We start from the raw sequence: 18,970 nt of genomic DNA, 5'->3' as shown, positions 1-18,970 counted from the left end.
AAATAAATGCTTTGATTTTTGCCAAAGTGGTATAATGGGAATAGAAGCTGAATGAATTCTTTTACCATTTACCAACCATGACCACATATAAAGGAGTGTACCTATATGTATATTCAAATTACAGATTTGGCTGCAAAACGATTGACGGAAAGCCTGAATGACCAACCTGGATATTTCAAAGTGATCTATGACTTGGAAGGTTGCGGATGTAACGGAGTTATCGCTATTATCATTGTTGATGAACTTGCGGCTCTCGACGCGCAGATTGAAACCAATCTGGTGCCATTCTATGTTGATCCGAAGCAGCAGCTAAACCTTGAACAACACATGAAGCTGGATACAGAAGAGAATTATCCTTCTTTCAAATTAAGCAGTGATTCTGGTGTGCTCAGCGCCAACGTTCGCGTTCGTGACACCCGTGCAGTAACTGCGGGAAGCTCCGGTGGATCCGACGCCTGCATGCTGTAACACAGTCTCCAGCATATTTGAAGTAATCTAGCATTATCTCTCTTCACATCAAAAGCCGTTGCATCTAATGCAACGGCTTTTTTAACGTGCTTTTCTTTATATGCCTCTATCAGAGTTGCAAAAAAGACTCTATAAAAGATGAACTAAACATTTACATGAAACGGAGAGGACAGAAAAAACCTGAAGAAACGAAGTGTTCGCCTAAAAGCTTTCTGAAAGAAAGCTGCATCGGAAGCATACGCTATCCCAAGATTTTCACCATTATAAAATTGAATCAAAAAAATCAGGGGATAACAGCGATCGGAAGGTTGTTCTGTCATCGAAGTGGCAAGGTAAATATCCTCTAGTTAGATTTTATAGCAAACTTTGTTTACAACTCGGAAACAATTGGAGAACCTATGGATATAATCCTCTAGTATACTCGGTATATAGATTCATATATTCCGAGGAGGAACACACATCATGAAATCTTTTACTCGTAAATCCATCATATCTACAATTCTCGTAGGCTCTGTTGTAGCAGGTTCTGCCTTTACTACGTTTCCCATCACTTCAAGCCTGAATCCCGTCGCGTCTGCTGCAAGCTCCAGCTTCACTCAATTTCTGCATGATAATGCACCTGGTCGTACGATCAAAACGATTAAAAATGTGGCGACGGTGACCAATGTGTCCAGTACAGTTGTGCTTGTCAATAAAAAGAGAAATCTGCCTTCAACTTATGCACCTCAAGATTTGGTTGTACCTAATATTCCTTTTAGCTTCTCAGGTTCCAGTCCGAAGAAACAGATGCGTAAAGTGGCCGCAACCGCGATAGAGAAATTATTTGCGGCTGCCAAAAAAGACGGCATCGATATCAAAGCGGTGTCTGGCTATCGCTCGTATGCGACTCAGAAATCGATCTTTGACCGTAATGCCAGCATCAAAGGCGAAGCTGTTGCCAATAAAACAAGTGCTCGGCCAGGACAAAGCGAACATCAGACCGGTCTAGCTATGGATATCTCCAGCGCTTCGGCTGGTTATGATCTTCAGCAAAGCTTTGGCAACACCAAAGAAGGCAAATGGCTGAAAGCCAATGCCCACAAGTACGGTTTCATCATCCGTTATGGCAAAGATCAGGAGAAATTGACTGGTTACTCCTATGAGCCATGGCATGTACGTTATGTAGGGGTATATATTGCTGGTGAGATTACCAACCAGAAACTTACGCTGGAGCAGTATTTGGAACGTGCCAAATAAGGCAGGTTAACCCAAAGCTTAGACAGTTATAGTTATCTGATTAGATAAAAGAAGCGTGACTATAGATAACATGACTGAAGGAGAAGATGGGGCCGCAACTGGCCCTCTTCTGCTTTAATTTCTCATTTACACACTTCATCATGTCCCAACGATTTTTCTAAAGACCAGTGGCAGTCTCTTCAGACCTTCTGTTCCAGCCCAAGAGCCTACTCCAGCAAGTATTACATTATGGCACAAATAAAGTGCGACATTGTACACGATAGGGCCTAGAATAATCTCCACGACTACAAAACGTTTTAACGTCGAAGATTGGATTACATATACCCGAAATTCATGAGGGTCATGTCCTCCCATATACCTTGCGATCAATGCTTTCATGAATCACCTCTAGTGTTTTATTTTAGCGTATGGCAGACGATCCTTGTCTTATTCTAAAATAATACTTACATAAAGTAACTAAGTGTGTTATAGTCAGTTTATAAATCATACATAAGCGAGGGAAACTACCATGAGTGAGTTGGAGAATCTAGTCAAAAACCGTAGATCGGCCGTTATTTTTGAAGAAGGAATTGAAATTTCGGATTTGGAACTGCAAGAAATGTTTGCCCTGAACAAATTTGCACCATCTGCCTTTAACCTGCAACACACGCACTATCTTGTGATTAAAGACGAGGAACAGAAAGAGAAAGTCTATGAGGCTTCCCAGCAATATAAGGTAAAAACAGCTTCTGCAGTCATCGTGGTATTGGGCGACGTCAACGCGCATCATCATATCCGCACTATTAACGAAGGCCTGCTGAACCTGGGCGCTCTTACTCCGTTCCAATACGAGCAGGAATCCCAAAGCGTCACCGAATTTTACGAATCTCGCGGCAGATTCTTCCAACGTGAGGATGCGATTCGCAATGCCAGCCTGTCTGCCATGCAATTGATGCTGATCGCTCAGGATCGCGGTTGGGACACTTGTCCAATGATTGGCTTTGACTCGGAAGAACTGCAACGGAGTCTGGAAATCCCTAACCATTACGTACCCGTTATGCTGATCACCATCGGCAAAAAGTCGGAAGCCAAACAGCGCCCACGCGGTTACCGTAAACCGATTAACGAATATGTTAGCTTTAACAAAATGCACGCTGAATAACATATAATATAAGTTGAACTAACATTTACACGATAACGGAGAGGACAGAAAAAACCTGAAAAAGCGAAGCGTTCGCCTAAAAGCTTTCTGAAAGAAAGCTGCATCGGAAGCATACGCTATCCCCGGATTTTCCCCTTTAGAAAAGGAATGGAATTAAATCTGGGGATAACAGCGATTGGAAGGTTGTTCTGTCATCGTAGTGTCAGTGTAAATAATCTTTAGTTCAACACAACAAAAAAGCCACGATCTCGTGGCTTTAATACGTTTCATAGATCAACGTATCCAACATGTGAAATTCATCGTCAAACTCCGCATATATGTATAATCGGCCAGCAGGTGTATCCCCCGCATCATAACCCAATCGGAAATATTGATCTCCCTGAAATTCTGCATCAGCCAAAATCAATGTATTGATATCTTCGTCCGGATGAGCCTCGGCAATGGTTTTAAGTGCCTGCTCACCAAGCATGTCCCACCGTTTCCACGTCTCTTCCATATATGAGGATAAGGCTTCCATCTCTGTCTTGGTTGAAACCTGTGCAGTGACTACCAGTTCTTTATCCTGAATAAGTAAGCTCATCTGATAGTTGGACATCGAGACGTCATACTGAAACAACCCCATACCCGGAACTTCATGATTGGATTCAAACATTAGATTATCTGCATACTGCAGTCTTTCCAGCTTGGGATTAGCGCTATAATCCAACTCGGTTAATTTGTTCTCGGAACAGTACAACTCTTTTAGTTGTACGTTATGGCGAATATCCAGCTTGCTAATATGGTTGTTAAAACAACGGACACTTTCTAAAACCATATTTGAACGAAAATCCAACTGTTTGATATGATTGTGGTTACAACGAAGTTCAATCAAGTTTGGACAACTTGTTACATCAAGTTCTAACATGTAATTGTTGGCGCAATCAAGTCGCCGCAGTTGCTTATTGTGTTCAAGTTCAAGTGAGAAAAGAGCGTTATAACTGCAACTAAGTTCCTCCAACTGCTCAAGGGGCTCCGAAACCAGCTCCGACAACATATTCCAATGACACTCTACCGTTATAAGTTTGGAATTATGAGAAAGATCCAATTTGCGAAGTCGATTAAAACTGCAATCCAGCACCTGCAATTCCGAATTGGAGCGGAGGTCCAGTGTAAGAAGCTGATTCTCTCTGCAACGTAACGTCCTCAGCTTGTGATTCTGAGTAAGATCCAGACCGCTCAATTGATTATAGGCACAATCCAGCTCTTGAAGACCCATGAAATACTTGATTCCATCAAGATTGCTAATATTGTGATTGGAAAGTTGCAATATCTCAACCTCACAAACGTCACTCTCCTGAATGAAATCCCGCTGATCACAAAAACGATCCAACACAACTTGCCTAAAACGCTCATCCGTGAAGGCATAAGTAATATCCATGTCTAACGCCTCCCCTCTCATTTTGCTCTATTGGAACAGTCTTCCAACATATTATCACTATTCTATGAGTTTCGTCTCCAGGATTCAACAATTACCTAAGCAAATTTTTTTATACCATGTTAGCATCAAACATGTAAGAGAAATCGTACAGAGAGGAAGATTTTCATGGAAATGGTTATCGAAAACCTCCCGTCGTATCGTATCGCCTATGTGCGACAAGTTGGTTCGTATGGGCCTGCCAACAGTCAAGCTATGGAAATGTTAAAGAGTTGGGCTAGAACCAAAAATCTGCTTACTGCATCGACTGTATTATTCGGTATCCCCCAGGATAACCCGGAAACCACGATTCCCGAAGATTGCCGATACGATGCTTGTATTGTCATTTCGAAAGATTTTCCTATGAATGAATTGACCCCCGATCTAAACGAAACTGTACTTCCAGGCGGGCAATATCTGGTTTGCAAAGTCAAACATACTACAGAGGCTGTTCAGCAAGCGTGGACTGAAATTTTTCCGCATTTGCAGAGTAGCGGTTATACTCTGGATAACAAACCAGTTATGGAAAGGTATACGGGCCATCTTGTTAACCTTGATTTTTGCGAGATATGTGTTCCAATCAGGCCTGTTTAGTTGCAAAAAAAGTGACTTCAGTCAATGAAGTCACTTTTTTTCTTGGGTTCCAACAAAGACCACTAATCACTTCACTCCGCTCCTTGCTATTGCTAATCAAGCTTAGAAGAAGAGTTTTTACTTAACGGTATACACTTTCAGTGCGTTGAGTATCCTGGTAAAAAGCATTGGAGCAACTCTACCAAAGCAAATGTAGATTGATGCATTATTGTTTTTCAAAAAATTCAGTTGCTTTATGCACGTATTTCAAATATTGCGAAGGTAAATCCTCTTCATAGTAGATCGCTTCAACTGGACAAACGTCTAAACAATCAGCTGCTTTTTCTGAAATACATGCTTCGGTAATTACAAAAGGCATTTCTACCAATCTCCTTTTCGTATTAGAATGATATCTTATCCGTCTTCAATTGAATCTGCATGAAGACTATTTCTTCGGCCAATTTCTCCAACCGACTCAGCGCATCAGCATCTTCGATTTTATTATCAGCACCAAAATGATCACTATTTAGATAAACATATCTTGGCGCTACATATGAACGAAAAAAGCCCGCGATCGGTTTTAATTGATTTTCGACAACCAAATAATGCTGATATGTGCCCCCAGTTGCAATAAAGCCTATCACTTTATTATAAAAACTCTGTACAGGGAGTAGATCGAACACATTTTTCAGTACACCTGTCAAAGAGGATTGATATATAGGTGTGCCGATAACGAAAAAATCAGCATCAATCATTTTTTGGATTACTGACCGGGTGTGTTCATTATAATCCTCTAACTTGCGGCCATCGCAAAATTCGATGTTTTTGTATTCTCTCAAGTCTATTAGTTCAATTTCAATTTCCGGATGATTTTTTTTCACGAATTGTAGTACAGTATCCACACCAATTGCAGTCTTTGATCCAATCAATGACCCAGACAAACCTATTAATTTCATAACTGGTCCTCCTAATCGCTTATCTGTATTTGAACTATTCCGTTCGTTCTAATTGACAGTCAGTCATTAATTTGAGCATACTACCCAAGTTGATTTTTCCTAACTGCCTCATCAGTTGTTGTTCACACTCTATAAAAATACTTGTGAGTTGCATATCTATCTCTGCTGTTAGATGTCCCTTACTGCTCATAGATGGTTTAGGAATCTGTAAAGGCTTAGACGACACCAATTTATATATATCTTGCAAGGTTATATCATGCGGCTCCACAGACAACACATAACCACCATCAATACCCTCTTTTGTCTTAACATATCCCACTTTTTTAAATGAGCTAAGGATACGGCGTATCCTAACAGGGTTTACACTAATCTTTTCTGATATCTGAGCACTGGTTAGTTTCTCATTCTTATGTGAACTAAGGATAATGAGAATGTATATGACAACACTTAGCTCACTATTCATATTAGGCCCCCTAGTTCATTATTCTTCGTAGTTGTCCTTCAAATCCAATGGCATGAACTGTAGGAGGCTGACCTTTATCAAACCATGATTTTCTTTGAAATCTTGCGTCATTTACCTTGCTAAGCATATCAGAGCTTCATGTTACTGCTATGACCTGGTGATAATTTGGCAGTAGGATCAATATAAACCTTAGCATTGTTGATTGCAGTTGGAGCCTCTCCGAAGCCTACAGCGATCAGCTTAATTTTCCCTGGGTAGGACGTAACGTCTCCAGCTGCAAATACTCCTGGAATATTGGTTTGCATCCGCGTATCAACAACAATAGAGCCGTTATCAACTTCCAATCCCCACTCAGCAATGGGACCCAAAGAAGAAACAAAACCAAAATTCACGATAAGAGCATCACAAGGAATGATTCTTTTCTCCCCCGTTTTCGCAATAGTGACTGTAATCTCGGTTATCCGTTCATCACCAGTTAACCCGGTAATCTCAGACGGAGTGACGATATGAACTGAAGATGCCCTCAATTTTTCAACGCTATGTTCGTGAGCACGAAATTTATCTCGTCTGTGAAGTAAAGTGACTTGTTTGGCAATGGGCTCAAGCATAAGTGCCCAATCGACTGCTGAATCTCCACCACCGTTAATAATCACGTGTTGATTGGAGAACTGCTGCAAATCTTCAACAAAATAATGAAGGTTAGATTGTTCAAACTGACTCGCGTTCTCCAGTTCCAATCGGCGTGGTTCGAATGCCCCTATACCTGCGGCAATAATAACCGACTTACTGTAATGAATAGATTTATCTGTAATAATTTCGAAATGATGTTCCCCTCTTTTTAATACCTGTTGTACCTTCTCCTCTAAATAGACATCAACCGGAAATAATTGCATCTGCTCCAGTAAATTTTCAACGAGTTGAGCAGCTGTAACCCTTGGAAATCCAGCAATATCATAGATATATTTCTCAGGGTAGAGGGCAATCGCTTGACCACCTAATTGCGGCATACTATCAATAATTTTGACACTTGCTTGACGCATACCAGCATAAAAAGCGGCAAACATTCCAGTTGGCCCACCACCAATAATTGTGATATCAGTAATTGATGGAGTAAGTTCTAGTGACAATGGGAGCTCTCCCTCTCTTTATGTTTTTATAATACACAACATAATATACTATAATGTATAAAATATATAAATATCAAATAAAATTCTTTATTAAAATCAAACATAAACGATAGATTTGATATTTTTATACTTATATGTATATTATGTATATGTTAAAGCATTTCGAATAATAGATATGAAAAGTTAGGAGGTGTGGAGGAATATGCCCTTTGTAATTACAGAGCATTGCATTCATGAACAAGCTGCCGATTGTCTTGATGTATGTCCAGTCGATTGCATTGTAAAAGGAGAAGACCAATATTTTATCAATCCTGACCAATGCATAGATTGTGGGAACTGTGAAACAGCTTGTCCTGTTGGAGCTATTTATTATGAGGAAGATTTACCTGATCATCATCAAATATATGTAAGCAAGGCACTCGACTTCTTTAAGTTAAGTTAAATGAATATATAAAAAAAGATGCTTCCTAGCGTTATGCTAGGAAGCATCTTTACATATCTAATACGTTCAATTACTTTTTTTTACTTTTATGGAATATGTGCAACGTTGCCCGCCGTCAGCCAAACACTCCATTCTTTTGACTTCAGCCTCCCCAAGCAATGATTTAAACATACTTAATTCACATTGACAAACCTTCTTATATTTCATGGCGACGTGACTAATTGGGCAGTTATTTTCCTTTAAAATAAATTCATCATCGCTAATCTTCTCAAGTCCCACCATATAGCCATTCTCATTCTGAATGTTCGCAAGTGTCTCAACACGCTCCGAGATATTTTTCGCTTTCATACTTTGGTCATATTTTTCGATCATTTTATTTTTGCGACTTTCAAAAATTTTCTCAACAGCTTCCGGTCCTAATTGTTCTTCAAGCTCAGTCAATATATCCAATGTTAGTGAATGATATTTATTAGGAAAATATCCTACAGACTGTTCAGTTAAACAATACACTGTTGTTGGTCTTCCAATAGATTGTCGCTGTATCTTAGACGTAATTAAATTATCTCGTTCTAGCGATTGGATATGACGCCGAACCGCCATGGTGGTGATCCCAAGCTCATCGGTAAGATCTTTAGTAGTCATGTCCCCTTTGGTTTTGAGGAGATGTAATATAATTTCTCTGGTTGGAAGACTATTCACCAGATCAGGATTAGTCATTTATGATTCAACCTCCTTACGAATAAACAATTTTTAACACCTTCGATCGATTTCGTGTATACAATCCATGTATATCGCTCTCGTTGTTTACATCATCTCATGTTCTCAGATACATTATATCCTTAAACAACCGATATAACTAATTTTATATTTATTATATATAATATACGTGTTAATTCAAACTCTAATAAATGGAAAATAACCCAAACTATTAATTGTGATCATATAAATACGAGAATGACAAACTAAACTTTATATACATAAATGTTGATTAAGTATATAAAATGAAGTATGATCAATTTAGAAAGATCATTATATTACATTGGAGGAATAACACATGACATATCAATTACCCGCATTACCCTATGCAAATAACGCACTCGAACCACATATTGATGAGCAAACGATGATGATCCATCATGATCGTCATCATAATACTTACATTACGAATCTGAATGCTGCTCTGGAGCATTTGCCTGAGCTGCAAGGGAAATCTATTGAAGCTTTGATCTCCAATCTGGACAGTGTTCCACAGGAACTTCGCGCAGCTGTTCGAAATAACGGAGGCGGGCACGCCAATCACAGCTTGTTTTGGAAAATCATTGGCCCCAACGGGGGAGGAAATCCAACAGGAGCATTGGCAAAAGCGATCGATAATGAACTGGGCGGATTTGAAGAATTTAAAGCGAAATTTACGAAAGCGGCAACTACTCGGTTTGGCAGTGGATGGGCGTTCCTTTCCGTTGCGAATGGAAAATTGAAAGTCGATAGTCTTCCTAATCAAGATAGTCCTTTGATGGAAGGGGAAACTCCGATTATTGGTCTGGATGTCTGGGAACATGCCTACTATTTGAATTACCAGAATAAGCGCCCAGATTATATTAGCGCATTTTGGAATGTAATCAATTGGAGCGAGGTAAATAAGCGCTACGAATTGGCAATCAAACAAAGCATTGATTCCAACTTCATCATTTCATAAAATTCAAGTCTTCAACTATGCTACTAAGAGTATGACCAAAAGGAGAAGAGCAACCTCATTAGAGATTGCTCTTCTCCTTTTTCACTACACCTATTAAAAATTAAAATGCCCAGTTGCCTTTACGGAATACCGGCTCGATTGTACCGTCTTGTAACTCACCATCGATATCCAACTCAGCGGAACCGATCATGAAATCAACGTGAGTCAAGCTCACATTGCACTCATGCTTCAGCAACTCTTCGTTCGACATCGTTGTGCCATCTTTCATGTTGAATGGATACGCACTTCCCACAGCCAAGTGGCAAGATGCATTTTCATCAATACCCGTATTGTAGAAAATGCGATTCAGGTTGGAGATCGGGGAGTCATGTGGTACGAGTGCGACCTCACCCAGATAACGTGCTCCTTCATCGGTGGCAAACAGGTTCTTCAAATGCTCTTCACCGGATGCTGCCGTAAACGCAACAACCTGTCCATCCTTGAATGTGATTTTCATCTGGTCTACCAGTTGCCCGTTCAGGTTCAAAGGCATTGTGCTGCTGACATACCCATTCACTCCGCTGCGTTTAGGCATGGTGAATACTTCTTCAGTTGGCATATTGGCAACGGTGTATACACCTTGTTTATTTTCGCTACCACCGCCACCCCAGATGTGGTTGTGGACCAATTCAATTTTCAAATCTGTACCTGGCGCACGGTAATGCAGGCTCTTATAGTTCTTTTTATTCAGGAGATCACTCATGGTATTCAGGGTATCCAGATGTTCTCTCCAATTTTGTACGGCGTCTCCGCCATCTACACGGTTCATTTTGAAAATCGTTTCCCACATCACGTTGATTCGGTCTTCTTCCGGGATGTCGGCAAATACTTTGTTCGCCCAAGCCTTGGTCGGTGCTTTGATCAGACACCAGCTAATTTCATGGTTGCGTGTGTATTTGGCATATCCGCGACGTGCGTGTGCAGCTGCCTTGGTAGCACGGGAAACGCTGTCGGAGTCGATTCCGTTATACAGTTCAGGATCTGGAACTTTGATCGTCAGGGTAGCGCCGCCTGCTTCTGCAAACTTCTCCATCATATCCGCTTTCCACGCTGGATAATAGTCAAAGCTGTCATTGGAACCATGCTCAAAACGACTGCGGGTAATGTTGTCATCATCGAAGTCCACTTGTACATAGTTGGCACCAGCCGCATAGGCTTTTTGCACAATGAGACGTGTGAATTCAAGCGTTTCGATCGGTGCAGTGACGAGCAGATCCTGTCCTTTTTGAATATTCACGCCAACTTTAACAACAAGTTCTGCGTATTGTTCCAATGACTTTTCAAAGGTTTGTTCAAATTGACTCATGGTTGTGTTCACTCCTGTTTCATATATTATGGCATGGTTTGCAAACTTGGGATCTGTTGAGTGGCCGTTACAGCGAAGGATCGTTCTTTAGATCGTCGTTGTCTCCAAATTTTCTTCATCGTATTTTTCAAAGGTTAAAATTCGGAGACAAATACGACCGCTTTCGCTTCTGCAGAATCGATTCCTTCTCTTTCACTACGCAGGCACAATCCCCAAAATTTCATCTATACAAAATGATCTAACCATTACGTTTTTCTTGTTCGCGCAGTTCGATCCGGCGGATTTTACCAGAGTTGGTCTTCGGCAGATCCGTGACAAATTCGATCTTGCGTGGATATTTGTAAGGTGCTGTGATTTCTTTGACATGGTGTTGCAGTTCACGCATCAGTTCCGGTGAAGCCAGTGAATCATCTCGCAGTACAACAAAAGCTTTGACAATATTACCACGGATCTCATCTGGACTCGCAACCACCGCGCATTCCTTCACACTGGCGTGTTTCATAAGTGCTTCTTCCACTTCAAATGGTCCAATCGTGTAACCCGAACTGATGATGATATCGTCACTGCGACCTTCAAACCAGAAGTAACCTTCTTCGTCTTTGCGTGCACGGTCCCCTGTTACAAAATAATCGCCACGCTGACTTGCTTCCTTCCGTCCCTCATCCTGATAATAGGACCGGAACAAAGCTGGCATCTCTTTGTGTACCGCGATATCCCCCACTTCACCCGCAGGCACAGGTTGTCCCTCTTCATCGATGATTTCAATCAATCCAGGTGTAATCGACTGACCCATCGAGCCAATACGTACAGGCGCATCTTTGAGACTGCCGATTAACAACGTGCTCTCGGTCTGTCCATATCCGTCTCGAATAGTCAGATCAAAGTGACGCTGGAAGATTTCAATAACTTCCTGGTTGAGCGGTTCGCCCGCTGAAACAGCACTGCGCAGATGAGACAGGTCATAATGTCCAAGATCATCGGCTTTGGCCATCAACCGATATTCCGTTGGTGTACAGCAAAGGACATTAATCTGATGTTCCTGCATCAGTTCCAGGTAACGCTTGGGCTGGAATGATCCATTGTAGACCAGTCCAGTCGCGCCTCTTCCGAGTACCGACAGGAACGGACTCCAGATCCATTTTTGCCAGCCAGGTGCAGCCGTTGCCCATACGGTATCTGAAGGTTGGATATCCAGCCATAATGAAGAAGCGATCCGCAGGTGGGCATATCCCCAACCGTGGCTATGTACAACTCCTTTGGGATTACCTGTTGTGCCCGAAGTATAAGCAAGGATAGCCGTATCATCACGATGAGTCTCCACCGCAGCCATCTCATCGGGTTGATTCTGCATTAACTGATGCACATTGACCCAACCTTCAGCAGGTACGCTAACTTCTTCATTCGGTGATGCCACGATGCGATGTGCCAGTGACGGCAGATCCGCGTCCATCTTTTCCACTTCCGAGGTCGTCTCGGACCATACAATAACAGCCCGCGCCTCAGAGTGACGCAGACGATATTCCAGATCTTTTGCCCGTAACATCTCGGAGGAAGGAATAACGGCAATCCCCAATTTCAGACAAGCAATATAAATGACATAGGCAATAATACGGCGTGGTACCATGACCAACACCCGATCACCCTTCTCTAATCCAAGTTCACGCAGACCTCCAGCAAGACGATTCGCCTGCTTGAACAAATCACCATACGTGATCTCTTCCAATTCTCGTTGATCGCTGAGCCATCTAAGTGCAATCCGGTCTGATGGATGATTCTCCATCTCGGATGTCAGGTTATAGCTTTCAGGCGAAATCCACTGTTCAAAGTTCAAATGGAGCCTCTCCTTCGTAGTTCAATTGTATAGCTTCTATATATTATACCCTAAATCCTAGGACCAGGTGCTATGAACTAGGTTCATTCTAAAAAAAATAAACATAGGTCAATTAATGAACTATTATAATAGATCTTATCCTATAATGAAAATGACATATACAAAATGGCGCCTTCCTGATTGATCAGGTAGGCGCCATTTTCATTCTTCATTTATATTACATTAGTTTTACCTAACTATAATTTTCACACAGCTATACTGTGTATGTTACCACGGATAATTACCCATTCCGTCCAAAATGCTTTCGATCTCATTCAACTCTTCCGTTGTCAGATCCGGTGCGCTGAGCGCAGCTACATTTTCTTCAATCTGGGACACACGGCTTGCCCCAATCAATGCAGAAGTTACACGGTTACCACGCAAAATCCAGTTCAGAGCCAGTTGGGAGATCGTTTGACCTCTTCGCTCCGCAACCGCCTGAAGTGCATCGAACTTGGCAATCCGTTCGTCCGTATATGCTTCTTTTTTCAAATTTCCTGTTGGATTGACGCGTTCTTCCTTGATCTTGTCGACATATTTATTCGTCAACTGACCGCGGCCGAGTGGACAGAACGCAATGGAACCTACGCCTTGCTCATCCAGTACGTCCTGCAAACCGTCTTCAATCCAGCGATTCAGCATCGAGTAGTTTGGCTGATGAACCAGACATGGCGTACCCAGACGACGCAGAATGGTTACCGCTTCTTGTGTCTGTTCTGCATTATAATTGGACAAGCCTACATACAGTGCTTTACCTTGCCGCACGATATGATCCAGCGCCGTCATCGTTTCTTCCAATGGCGTGTCCGGATCTGGACGGTGATGATAGAATATGTCCACATAGTCCAGCCCCATCCGACCAAGACTTTGATCAAGACTGGCAATCAGGTTTTTGCGGGAGCCCCACTCGCCGTAAGGTCCACTCCACATATGGTAGCCTGCCTTAGACGAGATGAGCAGTTCATCCCGGTAAGGACGAAGATGTTTTTTGTAAATCACGCCAAAGTTCTCTTCCGCTGATCCTGGAGGTGGACCATAGTTATTCGCCAGATCGAAATGGTTAATTCCGAGGTCAAAAGCACGCAAAATCATTTCTTCCTGAATATCCAATGTACGGTTGCCACCAAAGTTCTGCCATAAACCCAGCGCAATTTGCGGCAGTCTGATTCCGGATTTGCCGGAACGTACATATTTCATCTCATCATATCGTTGTTCACTCGCAGTATAGGGCATCGTTATTCTCACTTTCCTGTAAGGTTTGTTGAATTCCTTTTCATCTTAGACATTTTCCTGGATAAACGATATGGCATTTCACTTTGAACATATGGAATAATGATTGTTATCTATATATACTAATGTTAAATAATTAATCTTTTCAGCTATTTAGTATGTTAAAATGCAAGATGAGACGAAATCGTACAGGAGTGAATACCCTTGATTACGTATATGTTCAAAAACAATCATTTTCAGGAGCTTCAGCTCCTTCATTATGGTACGGAAGCCTGTACACCAGGTCACCACTTTGGCCCTGCCATGCGAGACTATTATAAAATTCATTATATTTTGAATGGCAAAGGCACCTTCGAAGTTGGTGGCAAAACGTATACCCTGCACAAAGGACAAGGATTTCTGATCGTTCCGCATTCCGTCGTGCATTACGAAGCAGATCAGGATGATCCATGGGAATACAGCTGGGTTGCTTTTCAAGGCAGCAATAGTTCTTCCTTTTTACAGCAAGCATGTCTGTCCGAGCATCACCCGATTTTTGAGCTGGGTAATGAGGATGACGAGATGCGATCCTGCCTGCACCGAATGATCAATTCTCGCAATACCCATAAAGGCTGGGAGATTAGCATGACTGGTTTGCTGTATCAATTCTTCTCTATTTTGATTGATCAGGCTAATTCAGAGCATCTTCAACCCATGCCGGATTATTCGAAGGAAACGTACGTTACGCAGGTAATGGACTTCATTGAAATGAACTATGCCAATGCCATTACCGTTCAGTCCATCGCGGCCCATGTCGGTTTGCAGCGCAGTTACCTGTGCTCTCTCTTCAAGGACCAGATGGGAAGCAGCATCCAGTCGTATCTGGTTCATTACCGGATGCGCAGGGCTGCCGAATTGACCCTTGATCCCGGCCTGACCATTGGTGATATTGCCCGTTCTGTGGGCTATACGGATCAATTGCTTTTCTCCAAAATGTTCAAAAAAGTGATGGGTGAATCGCCCACCTACTACCGCAAACATAAAACAGCACCCTCCCAGTTAAGTTGTTAATTGGGAAGGTGCTGTTTGTGCCAATCGTTTATCCTTACAGTCGTGATTCCTTACATTCTATACGTTGGTTTATACCGTCTCCGGCATGGATATGCCAACAACTTGCACTTTGATTTCATCGACCATAACGCCGGCTAATTGTTCTACAGCCTGTTGAACATTATGTTGAAGTTCACGGCAGACCTCGTGCATCTTGTTGCCATATTGAATATTGATGCGCAGCTGGATGGTTGCCTGATCGTCTTTGACGTGTACGTCAATCCCTTTTTGCAGACTCTTGCCGCTGATACTCTTGGCAATCCCTTCAGTCAGTCCAACGGACATGGAGGATACACCAGCCGTTGATTGAGCGGCCATCCCCACGATCTTGGATAACACATCATTCGAGATGTGAATGGTACCCATTTGAACAGATTGAGGTGCAATATATTCAGGTTCATTGTATTGTTTTTCGATAATTTCAGACATGTGCTCCACTCCTTCGAATAATTAAATTCTATGCATTCTGCCATTTGTCCTTAAAGAACATGTTATAGATTCGAACCAAAAGAATTTTAACAATCATATAAACCGGGATAATAATCAGGATGGCAATAATTCCACCCAGGTCGCCTGCACCCAACACCAGAATGATGGTCGTGAGCGGATGAATATCCAGCTTTTTGCCGAATACGTACGGTGCAACCAGGTTGTCCTGAATCTGCTGAGCGACAAGAATAATAATCAGAGACCAGATGGCAACCGATGGTGATACCACGAGACCCATGATCACAATAGGTACGGACGACACAATCGCTCCGATAAACGGAACAAAGTTCATGATGACCGCAATTACCGTGAGCAGTAATGCGTACGGCAGTCCAATGATCAAGAAACCGATATACATCAGTACACCCAACGCCAGATTGACCAAAACTCTTCCCACGATAAAACCACTCAACGCCTGATCAATCTCAATTACAACATCACGGCTGTCATTTTGGAAACGTTTTGGAGCGATATGTGCCAATTTACGACCAAATTTCTCGCCTTGTAACAGCATATAGAACAAAAGGATCGGTAGTGTAAACAAGATGATCGCAAAACTGGAAACGAGTGAGAAAAATCCACTTACATAGTTAGTTACAAAGTTAAATCCTTTGTTGATATACTCCGTGATCTGGGAGAAAGGTGTCGAGCCCTCAGGGAACAAGGCCTGAATGGCACCATTTTGCTCCAGCTCTCTCAGCTGTTCACTTAATGAATTAATTAGACTTGGTGCGTTATCAACCAGATTGATCAGTTGCTCACGTAACGATGGCCATAAACCAATGATGAAGAACACTCCCAGAATAGCAATAACCAGATAGATTAGCAAAATACTTAGCGTGCGATTTATTTTCTTTTTCTCCATATAATTCACAAGCGGCCTTAGCAGATAATAAAAGAACACCGACAACATCATCGGCACGGTAATGACCGTGATCATGGTGACGAGCGGCTGAAAGATGAAGCTCACACGTGATAATAAATAGATATTAACCAATATCAGCGCCAGTGCAATACTGAACCGGACAAACGTATTTACTTTGAACAAAATATTTCCCTCCACATGGACATTTCTTCTCTTATTTAATTTGGAATCTCAATGGTAAACACGGTGGTCTCTCGCCCACGCCGGGAAAGGATTAGCCGTCCGCCCATTTTCTCCGTATTACGTCGTGCGATGGACAAACCAAGTCCGGTGCCTCCGGTCGCTGTCCGCGCCTCATCCCCTCGTACAAACGGGTCAAAGATCGTTGACCATAGTTCTTGAGGTATGCCCACTCCGTTATCTGCCACTTCAATCACTACATGGGTATGAAGCGGAATGAGTTCGACGCGCAGTTCGGTCCCGATTGGATTATAAGACAGAGCATTGGTAATCAGATTCTGGATGACTCTGGATAACAGCTCCCGATCATACCTCGCGTAGATCACCTCATCAGGAACAAGTACATGAAGGACAAACTGTTTCTGTTCAATCTCCCCATAGGTATCTGCCATAATCTCGCGCAGGAATTCTCCAATCTCTCTTCTCTGAATATGCATGCGAAAATCGGGCGAATCCACCTTGAGCAGCTCCAGCATATTCTGTATCATGCGTGCAACTTGAACAGACTTGTTATAGATGTATCCCAGATATCTTTGCTGCCTATCCTTGTCCTCCCCACGTCCTTCCACCAATGCCTGCGCATATCCCTGTATGGATGTTATCGGTGTCTTCAGATCATGTGATAAATCTACAATCAGTCGCTGTTTGCTCTCTTCGGCGTAACGCTTCTCCGCAGAGGTGTTCTCAATGACGTCCGCCATGTAGTTGAAGGTCTCACCAATCTGGACAAATTCCCTCTCGGCTGAGATAGACATCCGTGTACTATAATTTCCCTGTATCATCTGCGTAAGACCCGAGGAGAGGATACTGAGTGGTTTTTTGATTCTCCGTGCGACCCAGTAGCTGTAGACAAAGATCAACAATAAAACCAAACCGATGCCAATCATAATGTAAAAGGATAATGGATGTTTCAGATTGGTAATCAACTGATTATCATTAATTCGCACGCTGACCAGATCACGCGGGATTTTGAGCAATACATACGCTGCCGCTCCTTCTGTCGAGAGAGGAGTGATCGAATAATAGTATTCCTGGTCACTCCTATTTTCCAGTCCATCATACAGATCGGCTTCACTGTATTGCGTGAACGCATCTTGCTTGTCTCCCACATGACGAATGACATTGCGATTCGCATCCAGAATTTCAATCCAGCCGCCGCTGTCCTTGAGACGTTGAATCTCTGTGTCTTTGCCTTTCGACACCGAACCTCCACCGGAATAAAATTCGTTCTCCAGCTCTTCCACATACACGTGGGCTTCAACATTCAGATCCGGATCAACCACCTGATCCGAAATGCGAAAATCCACGACATCCAGTGAAACCATAAGGTACACAATCAATACCAGTAACAGCAAAAAGAAGTTGAACAGCAAGAAGTCCAGTGTCAGGGATGTCTGCAACAGTCGCTTTTCTCTAGCTTTCCATGGGCGCTTCAATTTTGTATCCCAGTCCCCTTATCGTTTTGAGATATTCCGGTTGTCTGGAGTCACGCTCGATCTTCTCCCGAATGTTGCTGATATGTACCATAATCGTGCTGTCCTCGTGCGCATAATAGTCGCCCCAGACCGCTTCGTATATTTTTTTACGGGTGAACACTCGGCCAGGTTGATCAAGCAACAGTTCCATAATTTTATACTCTGTAGAGGTCAATGTTACAGGATTTCCTGAACGAAAAAGGATACATTGGGATCGATCCAGCGTCAGATCACCTAATACCAGATTCTGTTCTTTCGCTTCGAGGATCTCCGCTGCATCAAATTGATTAACTCTTCTGAGCAACGCCTCTACTCTAGCAACAATCTCAAGCGGGTTGAACGGCTTCGCAATATAATCGTCTGCCCCCAGTCCCAGTCCAAGGATTTTATCGTGATCCTGACTTTTAGCGGATAGGAACAGTACAGGCATGTGATATGTGGCTCTGATCTGTTTGATCAACTGCAATCCATCCATTACAGGCATCATGATGTCCAGTATGACCAAATCGATCTGTGTTGAACGTATGCATTGTAATGCCTCGGCTCCATTCACCGCAGTTTTAATGGTATAGTCCTTCTCCAGATATAGTTGAAGCAGTTCAACAATCTCTGGTTCGTCATCTGCAATTAATACGGTGTATCTCATGTTATTCCTCTCATTTCCTATACTCTATGCCTATCTCTACATTATTACTATATACTACGTCTCTTAATTCAACCTAAATCATTTCTAAAGATAATCTAAATAAATAGAAATAGAACCCTGGCTCATGCCAAGGCATTAACTAAAAAAGGGCTGTTTTCAGCCTACA

At 42.4% G+C, this 18,970-nt stretch carries 21 protein-coding genes; 7 read left to right on the top strand and 14 right to left on the bottom strand.

The genetic code is table 11. From position 1 onward, the window contains the following. The first annotated feature begins 105 nt into the window (after nt 1–105). Both MHI48_RS13450 and MHI48_RS13445 read left to right on the top strand, forming a co-directional pair. On the top strand, nt 106–468 hold the full coding sequence (locus tag MHI48_RS13450; protein WP_076214772.1) for an iron-sulfur cluster biosynthesis family protein: 363 nt from the start codon (nt 106–108) through the stop codon (nt 466–468). Nucleotides 469–930: 462 nt separating this feature from the next. After that, nucleotides 931–1,704 (top strand): D-alanyl-D-alanine carboxypeptidase family protein, encoded by a 774-nt coding sequence (locus MHI48_RS13445; RefSeq protein ID WP_017688779.1) that lies wholly within the window; start codon nt 931–933, stop codon nt 1,702–1,704. A 138-nt stretch (nt 1,705–1,842) separates the two neighbouring features. On the opposite strand, the gene MHI48_RS13440 is transcribed toward MHI48_RS13445, so the two are convergent. After that, nucleotides 1,843–2,082, bottom strand: a complete 240-nt coding sequence (locus MHI48_RS13440) for a hypothetical protein (protein ID WP_235193803.1) — start codon at nt 2,080–2,082, stop codon at nt 1,843–1,845. Nucleotides 2,083–2,212: 130 nt separating this feature from the next. Here MHI48_RS13440 and MHI48_RS13435 point away from each other — a divergent pair, with 130 nt between their 5' ends. After that, a complete protein-coding gene (locus MHI48_RS13435; RefSeq protein ID WP_047842731.1) occupies nt 2,213–2,845 on the top strand; it encodes a nitroreductase family protein in 633 nt (210 codons plus the stop codon). A gap of 256 nt (nt 2,846–3,101) precedes the next feature. Here MHI48_RS13435 and MHI48_RS13430 read toward each other — a convergent pair whose 3' ends face one another. Beyond that, nucleotides 3,102–4,262 (bottom strand): leucine-rich repeat domain-containing protein, encoded by a 1,161-nt coding sequence (locus tag MHI48_RS13430; RefSeq protein WP_076327882.1) that lies wholly within the window; start codon nt 4,260–4,262, stop codon nt 3,102–3,104. Nucleotides 4,263–4,427: 165 nt separating this feature from the next. On the opposite strand from MHI48_RS13430, the gene MHI48_RS13425 reads away from it, so the two are divergent. Then, a complete protein-coding gene (locus tag MHI48_RS13425) occupies nt 4,428–4,892 on the top strand; it encodes a GyrI-like domain-containing protein (protein WP_076327881.1) in 465 nt (154 codons plus the stop codon). Nucleotides 4,893–5,097: 205 nt separating this feature from the next. Here MHI48_RS13425 and MHI48_RS13420 read toward each other — a convergent pair whose 3' ends face one another. From MHI48_RS13420 to MHI48_RS13405, 4 genes are all read right to left on the bottom strand, one after another. Further along, the gene (locus tag MHI48_RS13420; protein ID WP_179086473.1) at nt 5,098–5,250 is read right to left on the bottom strand and encodes a hypothetical protein; all 153 of its coding nucleotides are present in this window, start codon (nt 5,248–5,250) and stop codon (nt 5,098–5,100) included. Between the two features lie 22 nt (nt 5,251–5,272). Continuing rightward, nucleotides 5,273–5,827, bottom strand: a complete 555-nt coding sequence (locus MHI48_RS13415) for an NADPH-dependent FMN reductase (RefSeq protein WP_076327880.1) — start codon at nt 5,825–5,827, stop codon at nt 5,273–5,275. A gap of 34 nt (nt 5,828–5,861) precedes the next feature. After that, entirely contained in the window at nt 5,862–6,290 is a 429-nt protein-coding gene (locus MHI48_RS13410; protein WP_036608578.1) for an Rrf2 family transcriptional regulator, read from the bottom strand. 128 nt (nt 6,291–6,418) lie between these two features. After that, on the bottom strand, nt 6,419–7,417 hold the full coding sequence (locus MHI48_RS13405) for an NAD(P)/FAD-dependent oxidoreductase (protein WP_076327879.1): 999 nt from the start codon (nt 7,415–7,417) through the stop codon (nt 6,419–6,421). Between the two features lie 202 nt (nt 7,418–7,619). On the opposite strand from MHI48_RS13405, the gene MHI48_RS13400 reads away from it, so the two are divergent. Next, entirely contained in the window at nt 7,620–7,859 is a 240-nt protein-coding gene (locus tag MHI48_RS13400) for a 4Fe-4S binding protein (RefSeq protein ID WP_036608584.1), read from the top strand. Between the two features lie 66 nt (nt 7,860–7,925). Here MHI48_RS13400 and MHI48_RS13395 read toward each other — a convergent pair whose 3' ends face one another. Further along, nucleotides 7,926–8,576: a metalloregulator ArsR/SmtB family transcription factor gene (locus MHI48_RS13395; protein WP_076327878.1), complete on the bottom strand. Its 651-nt coding sequence runs from the start codon at nt 8,574–8,576 to the stop codon at nt 7,926–7,928. Between the two features lie 337 nt (nt 8,577–8,913). On the opposite strand from MHI48_RS13395, the gene MHI48_RS13390 reads away from it, so the two are divergent. Continuing rightward, nucleotides 8,914–9,555, top strand: a complete 642-nt coding sequence (locus tag MHI48_RS13390; protein ID WP_076327877.1) for a superoxide dismutase — start codon at nt 8,914–8,916, stop codon at nt 9,553–9,555. A gap of 100 nt (nt 9,556–9,655) precedes the next feature. On the opposite strand, the gene MHI48_RS13385 is transcribed toward MHI48_RS13390, so the two are convergent. The 3 genes from MHI48_RS13385 to MHI48_RS13375 all read right to left on the bottom strand — a co-directional run bounded on the left by MHI48_RS13385 (nt 9,656) and on the right by MHI48_RS13375 (nt 14,003). Then, complete coding sequence (locus MHI48_RS13385) at nt 9,656–10,900, bottom strand: aminopeptidase (protein WP_076327876.1); 1,245 nt, start codon at nt 10,898–10,900, stop codon at nt 9,656–9,658. A gap of 238 nt (nt 10,901–11,138) precedes the next feature. Then, nucleotides 11,139–12,731 (bottom strand): acyl-CoA synthetase MbcS, encoded by a 1,593-nt coding sequence (mbcS, locus tag MHI48_RS13380; protein ID WP_405144280.1) that lies wholly within the window; start codon nt 12,729–12,731, stop codon nt 11,139–11,141. A 267-nt stretch (nt 12,732–12,998) separates the two neighbouring features. Then, on the bottom strand, nt 12,999–14,003 hold the full coding sequence (locus tag MHI48_RS13375; RefSeq protein WP_076318065.1) for an aldo/keto reductase: 1,005 nt from the start codon (nt 14,001–14,003) through the stop codon (nt 12,999–13,001). A 201-nt stretch (nt 14,004–14,204) separates the two neighbouring features. Between MHI48_RS13375 and MHI48_RS13370 the strand changes: the two genes are divergently transcribed. Then, nucleotides 14,205–15,050 (top strand): AraC family transcriptional regulator, encoded by an 846-nt coding sequence (locus MHI48_RS13370; protein WP_076327875.1) that lies wholly within the window; start codon nt 14,205–14,207, stop codon nt 15,048–15,050. Between the two features lie 69 nt (nt 15,051–15,119). Here MHI48_RS13370 and MHI48_RS13365 read toward each other — a convergent pair whose 3' ends face one another. The 4 genes from MHI48_RS13365 to MHI48_RS13350 are packed head-to-tail and all read right to left on the bottom strand — an operon-like array spanning nt 15,120 to nt 18,804. Beyond that, nucleotides 15,120–15,518, bottom strand: a complete 399-nt coding sequence (locus MHI48_RS13365) for an Asp23/Gls24 family envelope stress response protein (RefSeq protein ID WP_047842725.1) — start codon at nt 15,516–15,518, stop codon at nt 15,120–15,122. A 28-nt stretch (nt 15,519–15,546) separates the two neighbouring features. After that, a complete protein-coding gene (locus tag MHI48_RS13360) occupies nt 15,547–16,626 on the bottom strand; it encodes an AI-2E family transporter (protein WP_047842724.1) in 1,080 nt (359 codons plus the stop codon). 35 nt (nt 16,627–16,661) lie between these two features. Further along, nucleotides 16,662–18,119 carry a HAMP domain-containing sensor histidine kinase gene (locus tag MHI48_RS13355; RefSeq protein WP_076327874.1) on the bottom strand — a complete coding sequence of 486 codons (1,458 nt, stop codon included), beginning with the start codon at nt 18,117–18,119 and terminating at the stop codon, nt 16,662–16,664. Then, entirely contained in the window at nt 18,097–18,804 is a 708-nt protein-coding gene (locus MHI48_RS13350; protein ID WP_076327873.1) for a response regulator transcription factor, read from the bottom strand. Before MHI48_RS13350 ends, MHI48_RS13355 begins: the two co-directional genes overlap by 23 nt. Nucleotides 18,805–18,970 lie beyond the last annotated feature (166 nt).

The organism is Paenibacillus sp. FSL H7-0942, from assembly GCF_045040715.1.
Classification (GTDB): Bacteria; Bacillota; Bacilli; order Paenibacillales; family Paenibacillaceae; genus Paenibacillus; species Paenibacillus amylolyticus.
Note: the sequence above shows the minus strand (reverse complement) of the source record. Positions and strands in the feature narration are given on the sequence as shown.